Source organism: Proteus sp. fly-1008 (assembly GCF_040140305.1).
Taxonomy (GTDB): Bacteria; Pseudomonadota; Gammaproteobacteria; order Enterobacterales; family Enterobacteriaceae; genus Proteus; species Proteus vulgaris_B.
This window is the reverse complement of sequence record NZ_JBEEWH010000001.1, coordinates 824,593-842,527: the sequence shown is the minus strand read 5'-3', so window position 1 is coordinate 842,527 and position 17,935 is coordinate 824,593. Positions and strand designations below refer to the sequence as shown.

Here is a 17,935-nt window from a genome sequence, read left to right as displayed (position 1 = left end):
TCCTTTTTTCTTTTCTTTATTTTATAATTTAAAGGAATAAGACTACTTTTCATATATGTATTTTAAAATGTTATATATGAAAAATAGCTCAATTCTATTTTTTACGTTAATTTTTTCAGTAATATGTCTCTTGTGTGAATATACTGTGCTATTGCTAATACGTAGCTTTTTAGCTATTTGGTGATTAGGCAATTCGTTCATCCAATAATTAATAATTTTTTGCTCTTGTGTGCTGAAAATAGAACACATAGAGTGTTTATATGTTGGAAAAAATACTTGGCATCGCGATGTGAATAAAGACGTTTTTTCAAGCACCCAAGGAAGTACTCTTTTGGGAAGGATAAAACAGTTATTTGTCAATGCGATAGGTCTTTCCTTATCAGGATAGTTTGCATCAATGTAGAGATAAAGTCGGCAATTTCTTGTTAAAATGAAAAAGAGTTGCAAATGTTGGCAGTGTGCTATTTCTCGGCAATATCGGGTAAGGTCAATGAATATAATATCAGGCATAGAATGATTAATATAATTATTAGCTTCTTGTATAGATGATGCGTCAATAATTTCATGTCTTATATTTCTTTTGGAGAAATAATGCTTTATACCGTTACGAGTAAAGAAACATTCATCAATAATTAATACTTTCACAAATAACTTCCTTGTTTGTTGCTATTCTATTAATTTATTAAAATAAAGATAACTTCATTTTATGTCAATTCGGCTTATATGTTATTTTTTTTAAGATATATCGAATAAAATAATTATTATTACTCTCGTATTAAATGATGATTTATTTATTAATGTTGTTAGTTATTTCTCATAATATGAAAATTATGAATAGATAATATATAAGAAATTATTATGCGGAATGATAAAAACGAGAACAGGAGTACATTGTACTCCTGCTTTGCGTTCGCTATCTTTTTGTCGATCTTTTTATTAATGCTTGGTGTTGTCTGAAACAGAATCTTCAGATGACTCAATTTTATCAATACCTGCTTGAAGAATATGAATCAACTGTTTAGCTATGTCTGTTGTGAGCCAAAGTGTCTTATCTACAACTGCATTTTCTGGATGATGTTCGTTTTCAGGAAGATAATGTAAACGCAACATCATGGCATCGTAGATGTCAACGGTACTGATATCCCAGCCTACAACAGGATGTGTCTGTATAACTTCATTTTTTCTACTCATAATACCTCCTAATCATACAGCCGGTTTTGACTAAGAGAGAAGCTCCCACGCAATGTGGTTACTTTTCAGTATACGAGATTTATCATGATTAAAAAGATAAATTTTTGTTGTAACAAAAAAATGTGTGCTGGCTCTGATAAAAGAGTAATGCACCATTAACAGCCGAACAAATGTTATATGGTGCATTTTAGAAGAATATCAAGGGGTGAGATTAATTGACACTAATATCCCAGTGAACATTTTCATTCGCTAGGAATGGGATAAGTGCTTCATTACCACAAAGAATTTGCGCAGGTGCTTCAATGTTTTTTTCTGTTAGCGTAATGGTGCCTTCATTTACAGGTAACCCATAAAAACGTGGACCATTAAGTGAACAGAATGCTTCAAAGTGCGCTAATGCATCAAGTTCTTTAAACACGGTTGCATAGGCGGCTAATGCAGTAGGGGCGTTAAATACACCCGCACAGCCACAAGAGGACTCTTTTCGATGTTGCAAATGAGGTGCAGAGTCTGTTCCTAAGAAAAAGCGAGAATTTCCAGATGCTACTGCTTGTCTTAATGCTTCTTGGTGAACATTACGTTTAAGAATTGGTAGACAATAGAGATGAGGCTTAATACCGCCAACCAACATATGATTACGGTTAAACATCAAATGTTGCGGAGTAATGGTGGCACCGAGAAATTCATTTCCTTCTAGCACATACTGAGCCGCTTCTTTGGTTGTGATATGTTCAAAAACTATTTTTAGCTCAGGAAATTGTTTGCGTACAGGGGACATGACGTTATCAATGAAACGCGCTTCTCTATCAAAAATATCAATATGTGAAGCAGTAACTTCGCCGTGGATCAACAATGGCATACCGATTTTTTCCATCACACTTAAGATTGGATAAATCTTTGTAATATCAGATACACCATGGCTTGAGTTCGTTGTTGCATTTGCTGGGTAAAGCTTACAGGCAGTGAAAACACCTTGTAAAAAACCTTGTTCAACTTCTGAAGGCAGTGTGCTATCTGTTAAATAGCAAGTCATTAAAGGTTCGAAGTTATCACCAGCAGGAATAGCTGCTTTAATTCGATCACGATAAGCGCGAGCTGCTTCAATAGTTGTAACTGGTGGAACGAGGTTTGGCATGACAATAGCTCTGCCAAAATAATGACTGGTATAAGGAACAACGGTTTTTAGCATGTCATCATCACGAAAGTGAACATGCCAATCATCAGGACGGCGAATAGTGAGGGTGATAGGTTGTGCAGTGGTCATATACCGGCTCCGTGTGTCTTAGGAAAATCGAAAGATCAAGGATTGGATTGGACTAAGTAGTCAAGCCGGAAACGAATGCTAATACGAAAACGATTAAATAGCTACCATTTAATCGTATTTTTTATTATGTATTATAGAATATTGTAAGGGAAAACAGAGAATAAAATCAAAAGGTTACGAGGGTGACACAAATAGAAATGGCTCCTCCAACTGGACTCGAACCAGTGACATACGGATTAACAGTCCGCCGTTCTACCAACTGAACTATGGAGGAATAACACTAAGTGGCGTGTATCATATAGCGGTAGTTTTGATATGTCAAAGGACAATCCTCGATATTTGTTTAAGTGCGTAGATAAGCAACATTTCGTACGTTTCTAAAACGGATGCTCTTATAAAGAGGTGTGGTTTTTTGCAATAACGAATAAAAATAAGGAGATGAAGTGTTTAACAGTAAAAAATGGAGATCTTAAAAAAATACATTAACGGAAAAGAGAGGGAATTGGATCATGCGGATGATAGAAAGCAAAAAGCCCGCACTATAATAGCACGGGCCTTTCTAAATTTGGCTCCTCCAACTGGACTTGAACCAGTGACATACGGATTAACAGTCCGCCGTTCTACCGACTGAACTATGGAGGAAGCGTGTTCTCTTGAGAACGAGAAGGATGATAGCGAGGGTGATGAGCTTTGTAAAGTAAAAAAAGTGAAATAACAGTTTAAGTGGTTAAAAAATAACTAATTTATAGGTTTTAAATCAAATAAGGCTACTTTAAGATAAAAATATTCAATAAATCACACTAGGTAAAATGGAAAACATGAAAACGAGTGTTTTTATTAGTCATTAAGTTATAGAAAACTATTGATAAAACTTAGAGAAAAAGAGGCCAGTAAAACCAAAGAAGAAAATAAAAGGCTAGAAAGCAAAAAGCCCACACTATCACAGTGTGGGCTTTTCTAAATTTGGCTCCTCCAACTGGACTCGAACCAGTGACATACGGATTAACAGTCCGCCGTTCTACCGACTGAACTATGGAGGAAGCGTGTTCTCGTGAGAACGAGGCGAATAATAGCTATCCTTTGTCACCTTGTAAAGTAAAAAAATGAAAAAAAATACCGTTTGCTCAAGACTGCATCAAGTTGTTTCTTTTTTGATAAAAATGTATAAAAAATAAATGGTTATCAGTAGATGCCATGTACAATAAGATATTTCTATTATGAGGTGTAATTCTAAAGTCGATAAGAAGCACAAAGAGGTCTTTTCAAAAGAAAGTTTTTCATACTGTTTAAGAATACAATGTAAGGAATGCTGAGGTTAAAGAGAAGATCCAGAGATAATGAACATCACCGATTTATCAACGCCAATTTTAATTGAGTTCGAGGAATTTAAAAAAGCACTCCTTTCCCATACGAAAGATAAGGAAGGAGGTTGGGATACGGCTGTTTCTGGATTAGCGTTGTGTCATTATACAGCAACGACAGAATCAGAAGGGTGGATGTATGAGCCAAGTTTGGCTATTGCTGCTCAAGGTGCAAAACAAATAACAATAGGCTTAGAAACAAATTGTTATCGCCCTATGAATATGCTTTTGACATCATCTGATATACCTACTTTTGCTAAAGTTTGTGAAGCCTCTAAAGAGGCACCATTTTTAGCTATTTTACTTAAATTAGATCTCTCTTTATTGCCTGAATTGTTAGCTGAAAATCGATTTGAATTATTGCAAGAAAGCAATCAACATAGAGCTCAACAAGTCGTTCCCGTCACAGCACCAATATTACAAGCAGTCACTAGGCTTATTAAACTGATTGATACACCAGAGGATGTGCCTTTCATTGCTCCTTTGATCCAAAAAGAGATCCTTTATTACTTATTACGATCAAATGGTGGGGCTAGGCAGCAGTTATTAGCATCGCAACACCCTCAATGCCGTCAAATTAATCATGCGCTTGATTGGGTTAAGTTGCATTATCAAGACACTATTCGCATTGAAGATTTGACCACATTAGTAGGAATGAGTACCTCTTCATTTCATTTCCACTTTAAAAACCGAACGGGTATGACACCATTACAATATCAAAAATGGCTACGCCTTAATGAAGCCCGACGCATTATGTTAATTGAAATGGCAGACGTCTCTGAAGCCGCATTTAGAGTGGGATATGAAAGCCCATCACAATTTAGTCGTGAATATCATCGATTATTTGGTCTAGCTCCTTTAAAAGATATCCAACGATTAAAAGAATCTGACACTGAAAGGGTATCTTTGGATTATTAGGCAAGAATAATGGAGAAATGAGTTAAAGCAATAATGAATGATTGCGTTACAGTCATGCTATTAGATATTGGTATATAAAGGAGTTTGAAGTGGCTAACGTATTTATTATTAATGCATCAAAAGAATTTGATGGTTCTGAAGGAAAACTCAACGATCATTTAACGCAAGTTGCGACGACATTGCTATCTTCACATCAGATAAATGTGCAATCAACACGTATTGATGATGGCTACGATAATGATGAAGAAGTTGATAAATATTTATGGGCTGACGTTATTATTTATCAAATGCCAGCATGGTGGATGGAAGGTCCTTGGATCTTAAAAAAATATATTGATGATGTATTTAGTGCCGGTGGCGATAAACTATTTATTGATGATGGTCGCACACGAAAAGATCCTTCAAAGAAATATGGTTCGGGAGGGTTGCTACAAGGTAAAAAATACTTACTTTCTGTGACTTGGAATGCGCCATTTGAATCTTTTGAAGAACAAGAACAATTCTTTGAAGGAAAAGGTATTGATGCTGTGTATTTTCCATTCCACAAAGCAAATCAGTTTTTAGGCATGGAAGGATTGAAAACCTTCGGAATGTTTGATGTGGTAAAACAACCACAAATTGAAAAAGATATTCAGGCGTATAAAAAGCACTTAGAACAAGAAATTATTGGTTTGTATCATTAAACTTAGCCAAGTGTATTTATTGGCTATTTCTTATTTACAAGAGGTCTAAACAGCCACATGCGGTAGAAATGAAAAAGATAAATTAAAAGATGAGGAAACGTGGCTGACTTTAATAGAAAATATTGATGGGATAGCTAATAGCAAAAAGCCCGCGCTATGACAGTGCGGGCTTTTCTAAATTTGGCTCCTCCAACTGGACTCGAACCAGTGACATACGGATTAACAGTCCGCCGTTCTACCGACTGAACTATGGAGGAAGCGTGTTCTTCTTGAGAACGAGGCGCATAATAACGATGATATATCAGGGTGTCAACGCTAAAAGTAGATTAAATATCTGTTTGGTTGGTTTATCGACAAAGTGGTTAAATAATAGAAGTTATTCTCCGTGTCTTTACGGTTAACACGGAGAATGGATCAAGATTGGGGTGATAATTGTGATGCCGAAATAGATTGTTGGACAGGATCGAATGCCATCAAATAGACATCATAAAAATGAATTTCTTGTTTTTTACTAATAATCTCTAGAATGTCTTCTTTTATCTTTGGTGAAATTGCGGGATGTTGCTGAATTTCATTTACTGCTTCATCAGACAGTTTCTCAAAGGTATACCATTCACCGTTATAGCAAACTCTTAAATCAAGTACGCCAATATCTTCAAATTTATAGATAGGCTTAATATCAAATAGCAATACTCCGGCCATCACTAGGAACATTAAAGTAAAAAGCACCAGTGAAATAATGCCAAAATAAGGAGAGTAGATAAGTAATGCGGCAAGTAATATATAAGAGAGAACCATGCTGATACATAACCAGATATGGTTTTTCAAAAATTGACTATTAAAGTGTGGTTTTCCGTCTCTTTTTTCAGCTTTATTGATCCGGTCTAAATCACGCTCTAAGATTTCTTTTAATACATTCATTGTAAACACCTTAAGAGATGAATGTTGCAAACTTGTTTCTTGTTGCTAGATTATCACGGAGACAAGATAAGCAGGTAGAACAGTTTTTTTAAATTCTGAGATTAACTGTTATTGTAATGCCATTAAGATTATTCTTAGTTGTTGTTAATAATAGAGATAAAATATCAAATAAATTTTATACACAGTGATAAAAATAGAGGAAGAATTGTATTTTTAATGTGCAATTCGCATTTTTTTAATCTTTAGACGCATAAAACTATTGCTATTAAACTTGTCTCATGCGTTAATGAGTAAGGCCTCAATACAGACCTGATTTATGATTGACATTCTAAGTTAATGAGTTTTAAACAGCATCGCTTTTTGACCGTTTTCTTCATGTGTGCCCATAAGTTATAGGTAGTTCAGGCCAGTAGATGCCGAGAAGGCAACGTTTTATTGATATATAGGAAAGTCACATGTCTGACAAAATGAAAGGTCAAGTTAAGTGGTTCAACGAGTCTAAAGGCTTTGGTTTTATTACTCCAGCAGACGGAAGCAAAGACGTATTCGTTCACTTTTCTGCCATTCAAGGTAACGGTTTCAAAACTCTGGCTGAAGGTCAGAACGTAGAATTCACAATTGAAAACGGTGCAAAAGGTCCAGCAGCTGCTAACGTAACAGCTCTGTAATTTAAAGCCTTTTAAAAATTTTCTTCAAGCCTGTCACCTTATGGTGGCAGGCTTTTTCTTTATGGGTAAAATAAACAAAAAGAGAATGATAATATTTATCAGGAGAGAAAATGCAGATTAATGATAAGGTTGTTGTGAAAACGGATGGTGTTGACGATCGTGAAGGGATCATCCTACTTATTGAAGAATTTAACGAAGGTATTATGTATTTAGTATCACTCCCTGAATATCCAAAAGGAATTTGGTTTTTTAATGAAAAAGAGGGTGGTGAAGGGACATTTGTTAGGCCAATACAAGAAAAGTGATTTGTGTTTAGGTTCGGTTCATTTACAATTTTAAATCAGCTACTTATACTTTTGCTAAATTTTAGTGAGGAGAAGTCACCTTGGATACGCAAAGTTGTAGGTTAACAGTAACTCAGTTAACTCAAAATAAATTTATTCAAATCGATAGGTAGGCTGTTTTCTTCATTAAAACTGCTTACCATTTTTGGTGGGCAGTGCATTGCAATATTCCTTTCTTACATATTTCTGTGTTTGCACTTACCCAAAAAATTTCCTTTATATTACTAATAAACAAGGTAAAGGCATGTGCTACATTTTTTTCTCTCTATTTCCTCCACCTAGGTTGATACATTAATTCTAATACTCTGAACATTTAGAGATAAATTTTCATACTTATTTTTTAATCATCATGTAGAGGAAATAAACATGACGATGACACCTTATATTTTAAATTTGGTGATTGCCATGTGTCTTGGTGCTTTGATTGGGGCTGAGCGTCAATGGCGACAAAGAATGGCTGGTTTAAGAACGAATGCACTCGTTGCCACCGGAGCGGCTGTTTTTATCTTAAGTTCAATCGAGACTTCACCTGATAGTCCAGGCCGAATAGCGGCTCAAGTAGTTTCGGGAATAGGCTTTTTGGGCGCAGGTGTAATTATGCGTGAAGGAATGAATATTCGAGGATTAAACACAGCGGCAACACTTTGGTGTTCTGCGGGAATAGGTGTGTTATGCGGTTTAGGTTTGTATCAATTGGCGACTATAGCAACACTTCTTATACTTTGTGCCAATATTTTATTACGGGAAGCCGCTCAACGTATTAATGCTCAACCACAACACCAAGCAATAGATATTGAGCAACGTTACTCAATTCGAATTATTTGTCATGAAGAAGATGAAGTTTTGGTTAGAACCCTTATTCTACAAGCAATAAATGGTTTACATGTTCGATTACAATCTTTGAGTAGTGCAGATACATTGATGCCTAGCCAGCTAGAAGTTTGTGCAGAGTTGCTGGCAACTCCAGTTGAACAAAAAGAGATAGAAGCCATTGTTTGTCGTGTTAGCTTAGAAAAAAGTGTAAGTGCGATTAATTGGAAAATTGCAGCTGAACACCCTGCTTAACTGACAATAGTTTGAGTAAATGTATCTCTTATGATGACTCTCTATATTCTATATAGGGAGTTTTTTGTTCCCTTAATATAGGGAAGATATTAAAAAATAATTTAAAGAGAATATAAATGTTATAGAAAGTTATAAGCATATAACCATATTTCTTGTGAGCAAATAGACGTAATGGTTAATTTTAAAACTAAGCACCTTATTGAAGAATAGTGAGATCTGTATCATGTATTAAGTATTATTACTGATATATAAAAATAAAGTATTTTATTAATGTAATTATTATCAATGTAACTATTACTCTATGGGATAAAAAAATAGAACTTTTTTATTCATAACTGGTTAATTAAGAAGACACAGTAAGATAAGGGAATTATTTTCGTTTTATTTTAAACACTCATTTTTATGTAATTTGATTAATATGCAATTATTTATATTGTGGTTAACCCGTATATTGTGAATTTTAAGCGAAAATGACTGAATAGAGTTTAAGCGTATTTGATATGGTTTCTCTTTTTTATTAATTATTGATTTCAGATTGGTTTGATTTATCACTCTTTATTTTATTTTGAATAAACGATGATCATCAAAATCAAGTAAGCGTTTGCCACTAGTTATTTACTTATTAAATGAGGCACTTAGGTGTATTGTAGGACAAAAAATCGTTATTAAGGGGCTTAGTGCAGTATAGAATTTCGGATCGAAAAGCGTGTTTTCTATTGATTATACTAGGAATTTTTTTAATACCTAAATAATACTCTCAAATTATTTCAATGTATTTGGCGAAATATATATCAATGTTTTTTATCAGGTTTGATTTAAGTTTCAATTTTTGAGTAATATTTTTAATTTAACCAAATTAGTGTTAAGAGAAAGTAGGCCAAGAGGTGTTAAATGGCTAGTTTTACCCGCTACAGCAAAGCTGATGAATGGCCGAGTAATGTTGTTTATAATTGCTCATCAGTGATGTACAAATTTTTTTGAAAGAATGTAATTTTTTTTGTAAAAAGCATGTAGAAAAAATGATACCAATAAGTAATCTTATAATGAGAATAGAAAAGGCATACCAAGCATTTCTTAGTGTAAAATAATAATTTCATGAGTTTATTATTTGTAACTTTGTCAAGGATGTAAATCTTACTTATTACAGAAAGAGAATTATCTTAGAGTGAAATAGCTATGCCATTGTCATTTATTCCGAAAATAAATATAAAGGATTATTAGATATTGACCTTTTTTGATTTACTTAAAAAGATAAAAACAAGTTCGAACTACCATTAATTAAAAAAGTATGTCATCAAAAAAAAGTTGATAAACATTTCACGATAGCTATCTCAAAAAGATAGGCTCATTTCAATAGAACTGAAAGCAATACACAAAGTATTTGTATTCACGGCATGAATAATCTCAATTATTTTCGATTTGAAAAATAAAGTTACAATATTTTACTGATTTTTCTTTTCACGAAAAACAGAACACTTTTGTGGCGTAAATGATGGAACCTTGTTATTGCTTTTTAAGCTTGATCTAATAAATGAGATATAGATCTAGATTACTTAGATATATCAATATTTTTATTACCTTTTTATGAAGAGGAAATGCCTTTTTAAACCTAAAATTACTCAAAAAAGGGTAATAATAAGGGCTAAATTAGTGATAAGTGGAGCTGAATATTTAGATATGTATTTTAGTTATCTAAATAAAAATATAACGATATTTAAATGTCAGTCTGCGCCTAACTCTGTCAACATCAACTTTTGTTAAGCAATGGTGTTACTTAATATCAGCACTTTTGGCTCTGTAATGCATTAAGACTTGTGCTAGCTAGGTTGAAATGAAGGTTCTGAACACAGAAGGGAAGGGAAAGTGAAACAATACTCATCATTTTTAGGAGCAAAACAAATTACGATAAAAGTTAGTTTCAGCGATAAAAAGTAACATTTGATATTTTATCGTTTGTATTGATGATAATGGAGTAATCAATAAGATGTTATTTTGATCGTATTTATTTTGTTTTGTTTACATTGAAAAGGTATGGCTATACAAGTGTTAAGCATGGCGTGGTGTGTTTGTCTGCACAGACGTTTTCAACATTTAGCTGTAATCTCAAATAAAAGAAACAAAATTTATATTCGATTTTCTCCCTTTATGGATTAATTACTTTATATTAGGGATCTCCAAATCTTTTTTTTATAAAACTGAAATTAATATTTCAAATTTAGTCTATTTTTTTATAATAAAAAGAGGGGATTTTATAATATAAAAGGATTCAAATGACCTTAATATTTTATTTTTTCTTCATTAAATATAATGTCTATAATTTATTTATATTTATTTTACCAATATACGTAACCACACATTTCAAATGTTTTTTTAAATTATCATTTTACACACTAATTAAATAGGGCTTATTTTTATAAATTAACTTTCTTTTTTTTACATTTTTCTTAAGCCAAATATTGTATTATATGTATATGCTATTTTATTAGTTTGGTTGGTTTGAGATTGTTTTTTATTAAATTCATTTTTTATTTTTTTCTATTTTTAATATTAAAAACCTCACTAATATAAATATTCCCTGTTTATAAAATAGACTTCAAATCATAAATAAAACTTACTTATGTGAGGATATTATTTAACTGTGATTAATTTACAGTCAATAAAACTCTTATTAAGAGTTCTGTAATTTAAGTGTTAAAAGCTTATCTTTAAATATAAATATATTTATACTATTACGTATGAAACTTTAATGGTGTGGAAATAAATATTCAATGATTTGAGGGTGATGATGCATAACTAAGAATTTAATTTTATATGACTTATCCTTCTGAATCATAAAAGCATGGGCGTATCGCTATGATTTAAAAGAAAAAAATAATTAGTTAAATTAAGATAAAAAAAAGAATAACTAGAAATAATTATGATAGCTTGTTTTTTAAACAAATTGTAAATAAAAAGTGATCATTTCTGAGGGTTTAAGTAAATGATGAAAAAAATAATATCTGTAGAAATATTTATTAAACCGGAAGAGCTTGTTTAGATAAAGATGAGGAGTAGATATTGCAATATATGTTACTGTGATCAAAAAAATCTTCAATTGTGGATTTGTCAAATTTTTATGCTGTATTTTTAGGTTTATAAGTTTAATAGATCGTATAAAATAAAAAATTATCATTAATATTTTAATTTGGGTAGATAAGCTTATTAATTTACACAGAGTTTTATTACTTTTATCACTTGAATAGTTAATGAACTAATTCCATAATAATGATTATCTTTTTGTGATGTGACTCACATAGTATTTAAATTGGACTACTTTATCCGTTGAATAACTTAATCGTTAAGGAGTAAAGTTGTCGCGTTAGGATTATTCTTAACGAGCTATATTGGCGAGCATTTAAAGTTTACTTTTAATTTAAATGTTTTTTTCGCTACTTTTGAAAATGACCGTAACTAAGTAATACAAGGTAGTGTTACTACGAGTCATGTTCATAAAATGGGGCCTGGAAATTTAATATTACATTTATATTAATTTCCTTGGGATCTTTCATTAGGGAGATCCTCTTTGTTCAATATAATCGGACGGGATGTAAAGAGATGAGTACGGTTGAATTGCTTAAGCATATTTATGACATAAATTTATCGTATTTGCTTTTGGCGCAAAGGTTAATTAACCAAGAAAAGGCTTCAGCAATGTTTAGGCTTGGTATTAGTGATTCCATGGCTGATGCTCTTGCAGAGCTTACATTGCCTCAATTGGTTAAGTTGGCTGAAACAAACCAACTAATCTGTAATTTCCGGTTTGAAGACAGCGAAACAATAGAACAACTCACCAAAGAATCTAGAGTGGATGATTTACAACAGATCCATACTGGAATTCTTCTTTCTTCAAACTTGTTTCGTCAGTTAGCGGAACAAGATACTTCTGCAACAAAGAAACGGGCATAACAATGAGTGAGAAAAGTATCGTCCGAGAAGCGAAAGACATTCGCTTAGCAATGGAATTAATCACCTTGGGTGCCCGCTTACAAATGCTTGAAAGTGAAACTCAATTAAGTCGGGGGCGTTTAATTAAATTATACAAAGAATTAAGAGGGAGCCCCCCTCCAAAAGGAATGTTACCTTTTTCAACGGATTGGTTTATGACATGGGAACAAAATATCCATTCCTCTATGTTCTACAATGCTTACCGTTTTTTATTGAAAAATGGGGGATGTGTAGGTGTTGAGGCAGTTGTTAAAGCTTATCGTTTATACTTAGAACAATGTCCACCTGTTAAAGATCAAGAACCTATTTTAGCACTAACAAGAGCATGGACATTAGTACGCTTTGTTGAAAGTGGTATGTTACAACTTTCAGTTTGTACCAAATGTAATGGTTCATTTATTACACACGCACACCAACCTGCTAGCAATTATGTTTGTAGTCTTTGCCAGCCTCCTTCTCGCGCAATAAAAAAACGTAAACTTTCCGCCAATCCTGCCGATATTAACTTACAACTGTTGGATGGTCTTGAACAGTTTGCAATGTGATTCGAGATTGAAAGTTAAATATCAGGTTATAGAGCTTAGTTATCTATAACCTGAGCCGTTTCCTCTCCCACTCCTATCTCTTGCTGCTATGTTCGCCATTCTCTCTATAACGAAATTAGCTAAAGGGATATCGCGTGTTAGTACTCTTAGGATATATCGTGGTTATGAGCGCCGTCATCGGGGGATATCTTCTCGTCGGTGGTAGTTTAGGCGCCTTATACCAGCCAGCCGAATTTATAATTATTTTTGGTGCCGGTATCGGTGCTTTTATTGTAGGTAATAATGGTAGAGCAATTGTATCGACAATGAAGATCCTACCGAAATTACTTCGCAGTACCAATTACAATAAAGCGATGTACATGGATTTAATGGCACTCATGTTTCGTTTGTTGTCAAAAGCGCGTCAAAACGGCATGTTGGCATTAGAGAGAGATATCGAAAACCCACAGCAAAGTGATATTTTTTCCCAATATCCTCGCATTATGAAAGATGTCTATATGCTCAGTTTTATTACGGATTATATGCGTCTCATGGTGACAGGAAATATGAATCCTTATGAAATTGAATCTCTGATGGATGAAGAGATTGCAACTTTTGAGGAAGAGAGTGAAGTTCCTGCAACGGGATTATCTGCTATGGGTGATTCACTACCTGCATTTGGTATTGTTGCTGCTGTGATGGGTGTCGTTAATGCGTTAGGCGCAGCTGATAGACCTGCTGGTGAAATGGGCGTTCTCATTGGTCATGCAATGGTCGGAACTTTCTTAGGTATTTTATTAGCATATGGTTTTATTTCACCATTAGCTTCTCGACTCAGACAGCGCTCTAGTCAACAAATGAAAATGATGGAGTGTATCAAAACTACACTGTTATCTAGCATGAATGGATATGCGCCACAGATAGCGGTTGAGTTTGGACGTAAAACCCTCTTTCTGGCAGACAGACCTTCTTTTATTGAATTGGAAGAACATGTACGTCAGGTACGGACACCGATGCAGGCAAATCCTGATGCAATGAAAGAAGAGTAATTATGAAGAGTAATTCACAAATCATTCGAGTTAAAAAGCGAGGGAGAAAGCAACATCACGCTCACGGTGGTGCATGGAAGATAGCTTATGCTGACTTTATGACTGCAATGATGGCTTTCTTTCTTGTGATGTGGTTACTTTCAATCTCTAGCCCACAAGAATTAACTCGTGTAGCAGAATATTTTCGTACACCGTTAAAAGTCGCGATTGAAAAAGGACGATTTAGTGGAGATGCAACAAATCCTATTCCTGGAGGAGGGCGTGATCCTGTCTATAACGAAGGTGATGTCTTGCCAAAAGGCGAGGAAGATAAACAGCTCAATGAAAAGCAACAATTCCGCCGACTAAAAGATAATTTAGAACAAGTCATTTTAAATGATCCTAGATTAAAAGATCTGAAGCCTCATTTATTAATAGACATGATGGATGAAGGATTACGAATTCAAATTATCGATAAAGCAAATCGCCCAATGTTTAGAGTTGGTAGCGCCACCGTCGAACCTTATATGAAGGATATTTTGACGGCAATTGCCCCTATTTTAAATGACACACCATATAAAATCAGTTTATCAGGTCATACCGATGATATTCCTTATGCAAGTGGCGCTTTTAAATATAGTAACTGGGAATTGTCAACCGATCGCGCTAATGCCTCTCGCCGGGAATTAATTGGTGCAGGATTAGGTGAGTGGAAAGTGTTGCGTGTTGTAGGTATGGCATCAACAGTTCATTTAGTTAAAGAGGATGGTTTTGCTCCAGCTAACCGACGGATCAGTATTTTGGTCTTAACGAAGCAAGCAGAACAAAAAATTGTACAAGAAAATGAGCGGGTTGCACCGACAGTAACAGAGGCTATTGAAATTGAGCCTCTACTTTCAGGGCAAGAAACCCCACAAGAAAAAGCAGCAAATACACAGACGGGGTCGTCTGTGTCTTCTGCATCTGAGCTTCCCGAATCAAAAAAGGAAAATGTTGAAACAGGAGTTTCTGGGGAAAGTTTGCCATCACAATCGACAAATATTACTACAAAACAGGGAACAGCCCCCTAATTTGTTGGTAATCGCGTAAAGGTGAATGAGTAACGATGGATATTACTGAGTTTTATCAAACATTTTTTGATGAAGCAGATGAGTTGTTAGCTGATATGGAACAGCATTTACTGTTACTTGATCCAGAAAATCCAGATCAAGAACAGATGAATGCGATTTTCCGTAGTGCACACTCCATAAAAGGAGGAGCTGCAACATTTGGCTTCGTTAAACTTCAACAGACCACTCATGTGCTTGAAAACTTGCTCGATAGTGCAAGACGTCATGAGATGGCGCTCACCGACGACATTATTAACCTGTTTCTGGAAGCGAAAGATATTATGCAACAGCAATTGGATGCACATAAAAACTCACAAGAACCTGATGAGGAAACATTTAACTATATTTGTGAGAAGTTGCGTCAGCTGGCTCTCGATGTAAAAGAAGAACAATCAGCTCCTCATGTTGAGGCCGTTGCTGGATCTGAAACTTCAGTTTTACATGTCACTGAGACTGAAACTTCTGCCTCATCATCGGATGTGGATAGTGTACAAAATGACGCCATAGTAGCAGAAACATCGAAAATGGCTGCTGATGGACATTATTACCATCACATCATTTTGTCTGATCTTAAAGAGACCGATATTGATTTAATGCTTGATGAATTAAAACATCTTGGGGAAGTCAGCCAAGTTGAAAAACAACATCATGGCCTTGAGGCAATATTAAAAACAACCGCAACCGAAGAAGATATTAGTGCGGTACTCTGTTTTGTGATTGAGCCCGAACAAATCTCGTTTAGACAAAATACTACGACAGAAAAAACGGTAGAGCATATTGCGACATCAGAAGAGTGTGAAATATCTGCTGATGATGCTCATATTGAAGAACAAGTTGAGCAACCAGCGCCCGTTCAATCTGTTATTGCTGAGAAAGTAACACCATCAGAACCAGTTAAAACACCAACTGCGACAGTATCTGCACCTGCAAAAAGGCCAGCCACTGCACCAACACCTAAAACAGAATCAACCAGTATTCGTGTTGCGGTTGAAAAAGTTGATCAACTTATCAACTTAGTTGGTGAATTGGTTATCACACAATCAATGTTGGCTCAGCATAGCGATAGCCTTGAACCGTCTATATACAGCGATTTGTTAAGTTGTATTGCACAACTGCAACGCAATTCTCGTGATCTGCAAGAATCTGTGATGTCGATTCGTATGATGCCAATGGAATATGTATTTAGCCGATTCCCGCGAGTTGTCCGTGATTTAGCAGGAAAAATGAATAAAAAAGTTGAGCTAAACATGATTGGTAGCTCGACCGAACTTGATAAAAGTTTAATTGAAAAAATTATCGATCCACTGACTCACTTAGTCCGAAATAGCCTCGATCATGGTATTGAAATGCCAGCAGATCGCGTTGCTGTTGGTAAGCCAGAAGCAGGACAATTAACATTGTCTGCGGAGCATCAAGGCGGCAATATTTGTATTGAAGTGACTGATGATGGTGCAGGATTAAATCGCGAACGAATTTTGAAAAAAGCCATTTCTTCAGGGCTTTCAGTTTCTGAAAATATGAGCAACGAAGAAGTTGCTATGCTTATTTTTGCACCTGGGTTCTCAACCGCAGAAGTTGTGACTGATGTTTCTGGTCGCGGTGTGGGTATGGATGTTGTGAAACGAAATATCCAAGAGATGGGTGGTCAAATTCAAATTAGTTTTGAAGTGGGCAAAGGAACTCGTATTCGTATTTTACTGCCACTTACATTAGCTATTTTGGATGGTATGTCAGTTAAAGTACAAGACGAAGTCTTTATTCTGCCATTAGGTACAGTAGTCAGTTCTTTACAACCTGAAGAGGATGATATTTATCCATTAGCTGGTGATGAGAAGTTATTGCAAGTAAGAGGAGAATATTTACCTCTTATTGAATTGCATCGTACTTTTAATATTGAAGGTGCTCAAACAGATATTACTCAAGCGATTGCGGTTATCGTACAAAGTGCCGGACGCCGTTATGCTTTATTGGTAGATAAATTAGTTGGTCAGCATCAAGTTGTCGTTAAAAATATAGAAAGCAATTACCGAAAAGTACCGGGTATTTCTGCCGCAACAATTATGGGCGATGGTAGTGTGGCTTTAATTCTTGATGTACCAGAATTACAACGCTTAAGTCATACACAAATGACAAATAAGAAAAAGAATACAACTGCAAGCGCAGTCATTTAATAGTGAGGATAAAATAAGATTATGGCTTCGGAACATTTCGAGAAATTATCCGGTGAAACTGTTGGACAAGGATTTCTAATTTTTACGCTGGGCGACGAAGAATATGGAATTGATATTTTAAAGGTTCAAGAAATTCGTGGATATGATCAAGTTACTCGTATTGCTAATTCACCTAGCTTTATTAAAGGGGTAACAAATTTACGGGGCGTTATTGTTCCGATTGTTGATCTGCGTATTAAATTTTCACAAGAAAGTGTAACTTATAATGACAATACTGTTGTTATTGTGGTTAACTTATTAAATCGAATTGTAGGAATTGTTGTTGATGGTGTTTCTGATGTTCTTACGCTGAAGCCAGAGCAAATCTGCCCTGCGCCGGAGTTTGCGGTCACAATGTCTACAGAGTATTTAACAGGCTTAGGTACTTTAGATGAAAGAATGCTTATTCTTGTTGATATTGAGAAATTACTCAATAGTGAAGAAATGGAATTAGTTGATAGCGCAACAATTCAAGCTAAATAAGTTTTTATTTTTTAAAAAATAATCTAAATACTGTTCCGGTAAGCTTGCCGGAATAGCTATTTCTGTCTTTTTTATTTTATTAGCGAGTGCTAAAGCATTAAATTAACTTTAAGGTAAATTTAAAGATAAAAAAGAACTGTTAATTTGAGTTAAGTTCTATTTTATTATTTATTAATTTATAA

The 17,935-nt window shown here is 34.6% G+C and carries 15 protein-coding genes and 4 tRNA genes; 11 read left to right on the top strand and 8 right to left on the bottom strand.

All coding sequences use genetic code 11. From position 1 onward, the window contains the following. Positions 1–42: 42 nt before the first annotated feature. The 6 genes from ABN256_RS03935 to ABN256_RS03910 all read right to left on the bottom strand — a co-directional run bounded on the left by ABN256_RS03935 (position 43) and on the right by ABN256_RS03910 (position 3,495). Positions 43–645: a response regulator transcription factor gene (locus tag ABN256_RS03935; RefSeq protein WP_196553721.1), complete on the bottom strand. Its 603-nt coding sequence runs from the start codon at positions 643–645 to the stop codon at positions 43–45. 291 nt (positions 646–936) lie between these two features. Next, positions 937–1,191, bottom strand: a complete 255-nt coding sequence (gene bssS / locus ABN256_RS03930; protein ID WP_064720401.1) for a biofilm formation regulator BssS — start codon at positions 1,189–1,191, stop codon at positions 937–939. A gap of 211 nt (positions 1,192–1,402) precedes the next feature. Continuing rightward, a complete protein-coding gene (pyrC, locus tag ABN256_RS03925) occupies positions 1,403–2,455 on the bottom strand; it encodes a dihydroorotase (protein ID WP_349439150.1) in 1,053 nt (350 codons plus the stop codon). A gap of 198 nt (positions 2,456–2,653) precedes the next feature. Next, positions 2,654–2,729 (bottom strand) — tRNA-Asn (locus ABN256_RS03920). Between the two features lie 292 nt (positions 2,730–3,021). Further along, a tRNA-Asn gene (locus ABN256_RS03915) sits at positions 3,022–3,097 on the bottom strand. A 322-nt stretch (positions 3,098–3,419) separates the two neighbouring features. Next, positions 3,420–3,495 (bottom strand) — tRNA-Asn (locus tag ABN256_RS03910). A 297-nt stretch (positions 3,496–3,792) separates the two neighbouring features. Between ABN256_RS03910 and ABN256_RS03905 the strand changes: the two genes are divergently transcribed. Together ABN256_RS03905 and ABN256_RS03900 are read left to right on the top strand one after the other, a co-directional pair. Further along, positions 3,793–4,734 carry an AraC family transcriptional regulator N-terminal domain-containing protein gene (locus ABN256_RS03905; RefSeq protein ID WP_196553719.1) on the top strand — a complete coding sequence of 314 codons (942 nt, stop codon included), beginning with the start codon at positions 3,793–3,795 and terminating at the stop codon, positions 4,732–4,734. A gap of 89 nt (positions 4,735–4,823) precedes the next feature. Next, positions 4,824–5,417 (top strand): NAD(P)H-dependent oxidoreductase, encoded by a 594-nt coding sequence (locus tag ABN256_RS03900; protein WP_196553718.1) that lies wholly within the window; start codon positions 4,824–4,826, stop codon positions 5,415–5,417. Positions 5,418–5,598: 181 nt separating this feature from the next. Here the strand turns inward: ABN256_RS03900 and ABN256_RS03895 are convergent. Further along, positions 5,599–5,674, bottom strand: a tRNA-Asn gene (locus ABN256_RS03895). Positions 5,675–5,831: 157 nt separating this feature from the next. Beyond that, entirely contained in the window at positions 5,832–6,338 is a 507-nt protein-coding gene (locus ABN256_RS03890; RefSeq protein WP_340893384.1) for a YlaC family protein, read from the bottom strand. 455 nt (positions 6,339–6,793) lie between these two features. On the opposite strand from ABN256_RS03890, the gene cspE reads away from it, so the two are divergent. The 9 genes from cspE (at position 6,794) to cheW (ending at position 17,753) form a co-directional block, all read left to right on the top strand. Continuing rightward, positions 6,794–7,006 carry a transcription antiterminator/RNA stability regulator CspE gene (gene cspE / locus ABN256_RS03885; RefSeq protein ID WP_004243573.1) on the top strand — a complete coding sequence of 71 codons (213 nt, stop codon included), beginning with the start codon at positions 6,794–6,796 and terminating at the stop codon, positions 7,004–7,006. A gap of 110 nt (positions 7,007–7,116) precedes the next feature. Continuing rightward, entirely contained in the window at positions 7,117–7,311 is a 195-nt protein-coding gene (gene dsrB / locus ABN256_RS03880; protein WP_109407827.1) for a protein DsrB, read from the top strand. A 405-nt stretch (positions 7,312–7,716) separates the two neighbouring features. Then, positions 7,717–8,415 carry an MgtC family protein gene (locus ABN256_RS03875; RefSeq protein WP_072068540.1) on the top strand — a complete coding sequence of 233 codons (699 nt, stop codon included), beginning with the start codon at positions 7,717–7,719 and terminating at the stop codon, positions 8,413–8,415. 3,594 nt (positions 8,416–12,009) lie between these two features. Then, positions 12,010–12,360: a flagellar transcriptional regulator FlhD gene (gene flhD, locus ABN256_RS03870; protein ID WP_036935704.1), complete on the top strand. Its 351-nt coding sequence runs from the start codon at positions 12,010–12,012 to the stop codon at positions 12,358–12,360. 2 nt (positions 12,361–12,362) lie between these two features. Then, positions 12,363–12,944 carry a flagellar transcriptional regulator FlhC gene (gene flhC, locus ABN256_RS03865; protein WP_006533207.1) on the top strand — a complete coding sequence of 194 codons (582 nt, stop codon included), beginning with the start codon at positions 12,363–12,365 and terminating at the stop codon, positions 12,942–12,944. A gap of 134 nt (positions 12,945–13,078) precedes the next feature. After that, entirely contained in the window at positions 13,079–13,972 is an 894-nt protein-coding gene (gene motA, locus ABN256_RS03860; protein WP_036935706.1) for a flagellar motor stator protein MotA, read from the top strand. A 2-nt stretch (positions 13,973–13,974) separates the two neighbouring features. After that, on the top strand, positions 13,975–15,021 hold the full coding sequence (motB, locus tag ABN256_RS03855) for a flagellar motor protein MotB (RefSeq protein ID WP_196553716.1): 1,047 nt from the start codon (positions 13,975–13,977) through the stop codon (positions 15,019–15,021). Between the two features lie 35 nt (positions 15,022–15,056). Further along, positions 15,057–17,231: a chemotaxis protein CheA gene (gene cheA / locus ABN256_RS03850; protein ID WP_340893380.1), complete on the top strand. Its 2,175-nt coding sequence runs from the start codon at positions 15,057–15,059 to the stop codon at positions 17,229–17,231. Between the two features lie 21 nt (positions 17,232–17,252). Further along, on the top strand, positions 17,253–17,753 hold the full coding sequence (gene cheW / locus ABN256_RS03845) for a chemotaxis protein CheW (protein WP_023581802.1): 501 nt from the start codon (positions 17,253–17,255) through the stop codon (positions 17,751–17,753). Positions 17,754–17,935 lie beyond the last annotated feature (182 nt).

What these genes read in the sequence shown, in the direction of transcription:
- bssS (WP_064720401.1), bottom strand. Translation starts at nt 1,191, where the DNA reads ATGAGTAGAAAAAATGAAGTTATACAGACACATCCTGTTGTAGGCTGG.
- pyrC (WP_349439150.1), bottom strand. Translation starts at nt 2,455, where the DNA reads ATGACCACTGCACAACCTATCACCCTCACTATTCGCCGTCCTGATGAT.
- ABN256_RS03905 (WP_196553719.1), top strand. Translation starts at nt 3,793, where the DNA reads ATGAACATCACCGATTTATCAACGCCAATTTTAATTGAGTTCGAGGAA.
- ABN256_RS03890 (WP_340893384.1), bottom strand. Translation starts at nt 6,338, where the DNA reads ATGAATGTATTAAAAGAAATCTTAGAGCGTGATTTAGACCGGATCAAT.
- cspE (WP_004243573.1), top strand. Translation starts at nt 6,794, where the DNA reads ATGTCTGACAAAATGAAAGGTCAAGTTAAGTGGTTCAACGAGTCTAAA.
- dsrB (WP_109407827.1), top strand. Translation starts at nt 7,117, where the DNA reads ATGCAGATTAATGATAAGGTTGTTGTGAAAACGGATGGTGTTGACGAT.
- ABN256_RS03875 (WP_072068540.1), top strand. Translation starts at nt 7,717, where the DNA reads ATGACGATGACACCTTATATTTTAAATTTGGTGATTGCCATGTGTCTT.
- flhD (WP_036935704.1), top strand. Translation starts at nt 12,010, where the DNA reads ATGAGTACGGTTGAATTGCTTAAGCATATTTATGACATAAATTTATCG.
- flhC (WP_006533207.1), top strand. Translation starts at nt 12,363, where the DNA reads ATGAGTGAGAAAAGTATCGTCCGAGAAGCGAAAGACATTCGCTTAGCA.
- motB (WP_196553716.1), top strand. Translation starts at nt 13,975, where the DNA reads ATGAAGAGTAATTCACAAATCATTCGAGTTAAAAAGCGAGGGAGAAAG.
- cheA (WP_340893380.1), top strand. Translation starts at nt 15,057, where the DNA reads ATGGATATTACTGAGTTTTATCAAACATTTTTTGATGAAGCAGATGAG.
- cheW (WP_023581802.1), top strand. Translation starts at nt 17,253, where the DNA reads ATGGCTTCGGAACATTTCGAGAAATTATCCGGTGAAACTGTTGGACAA.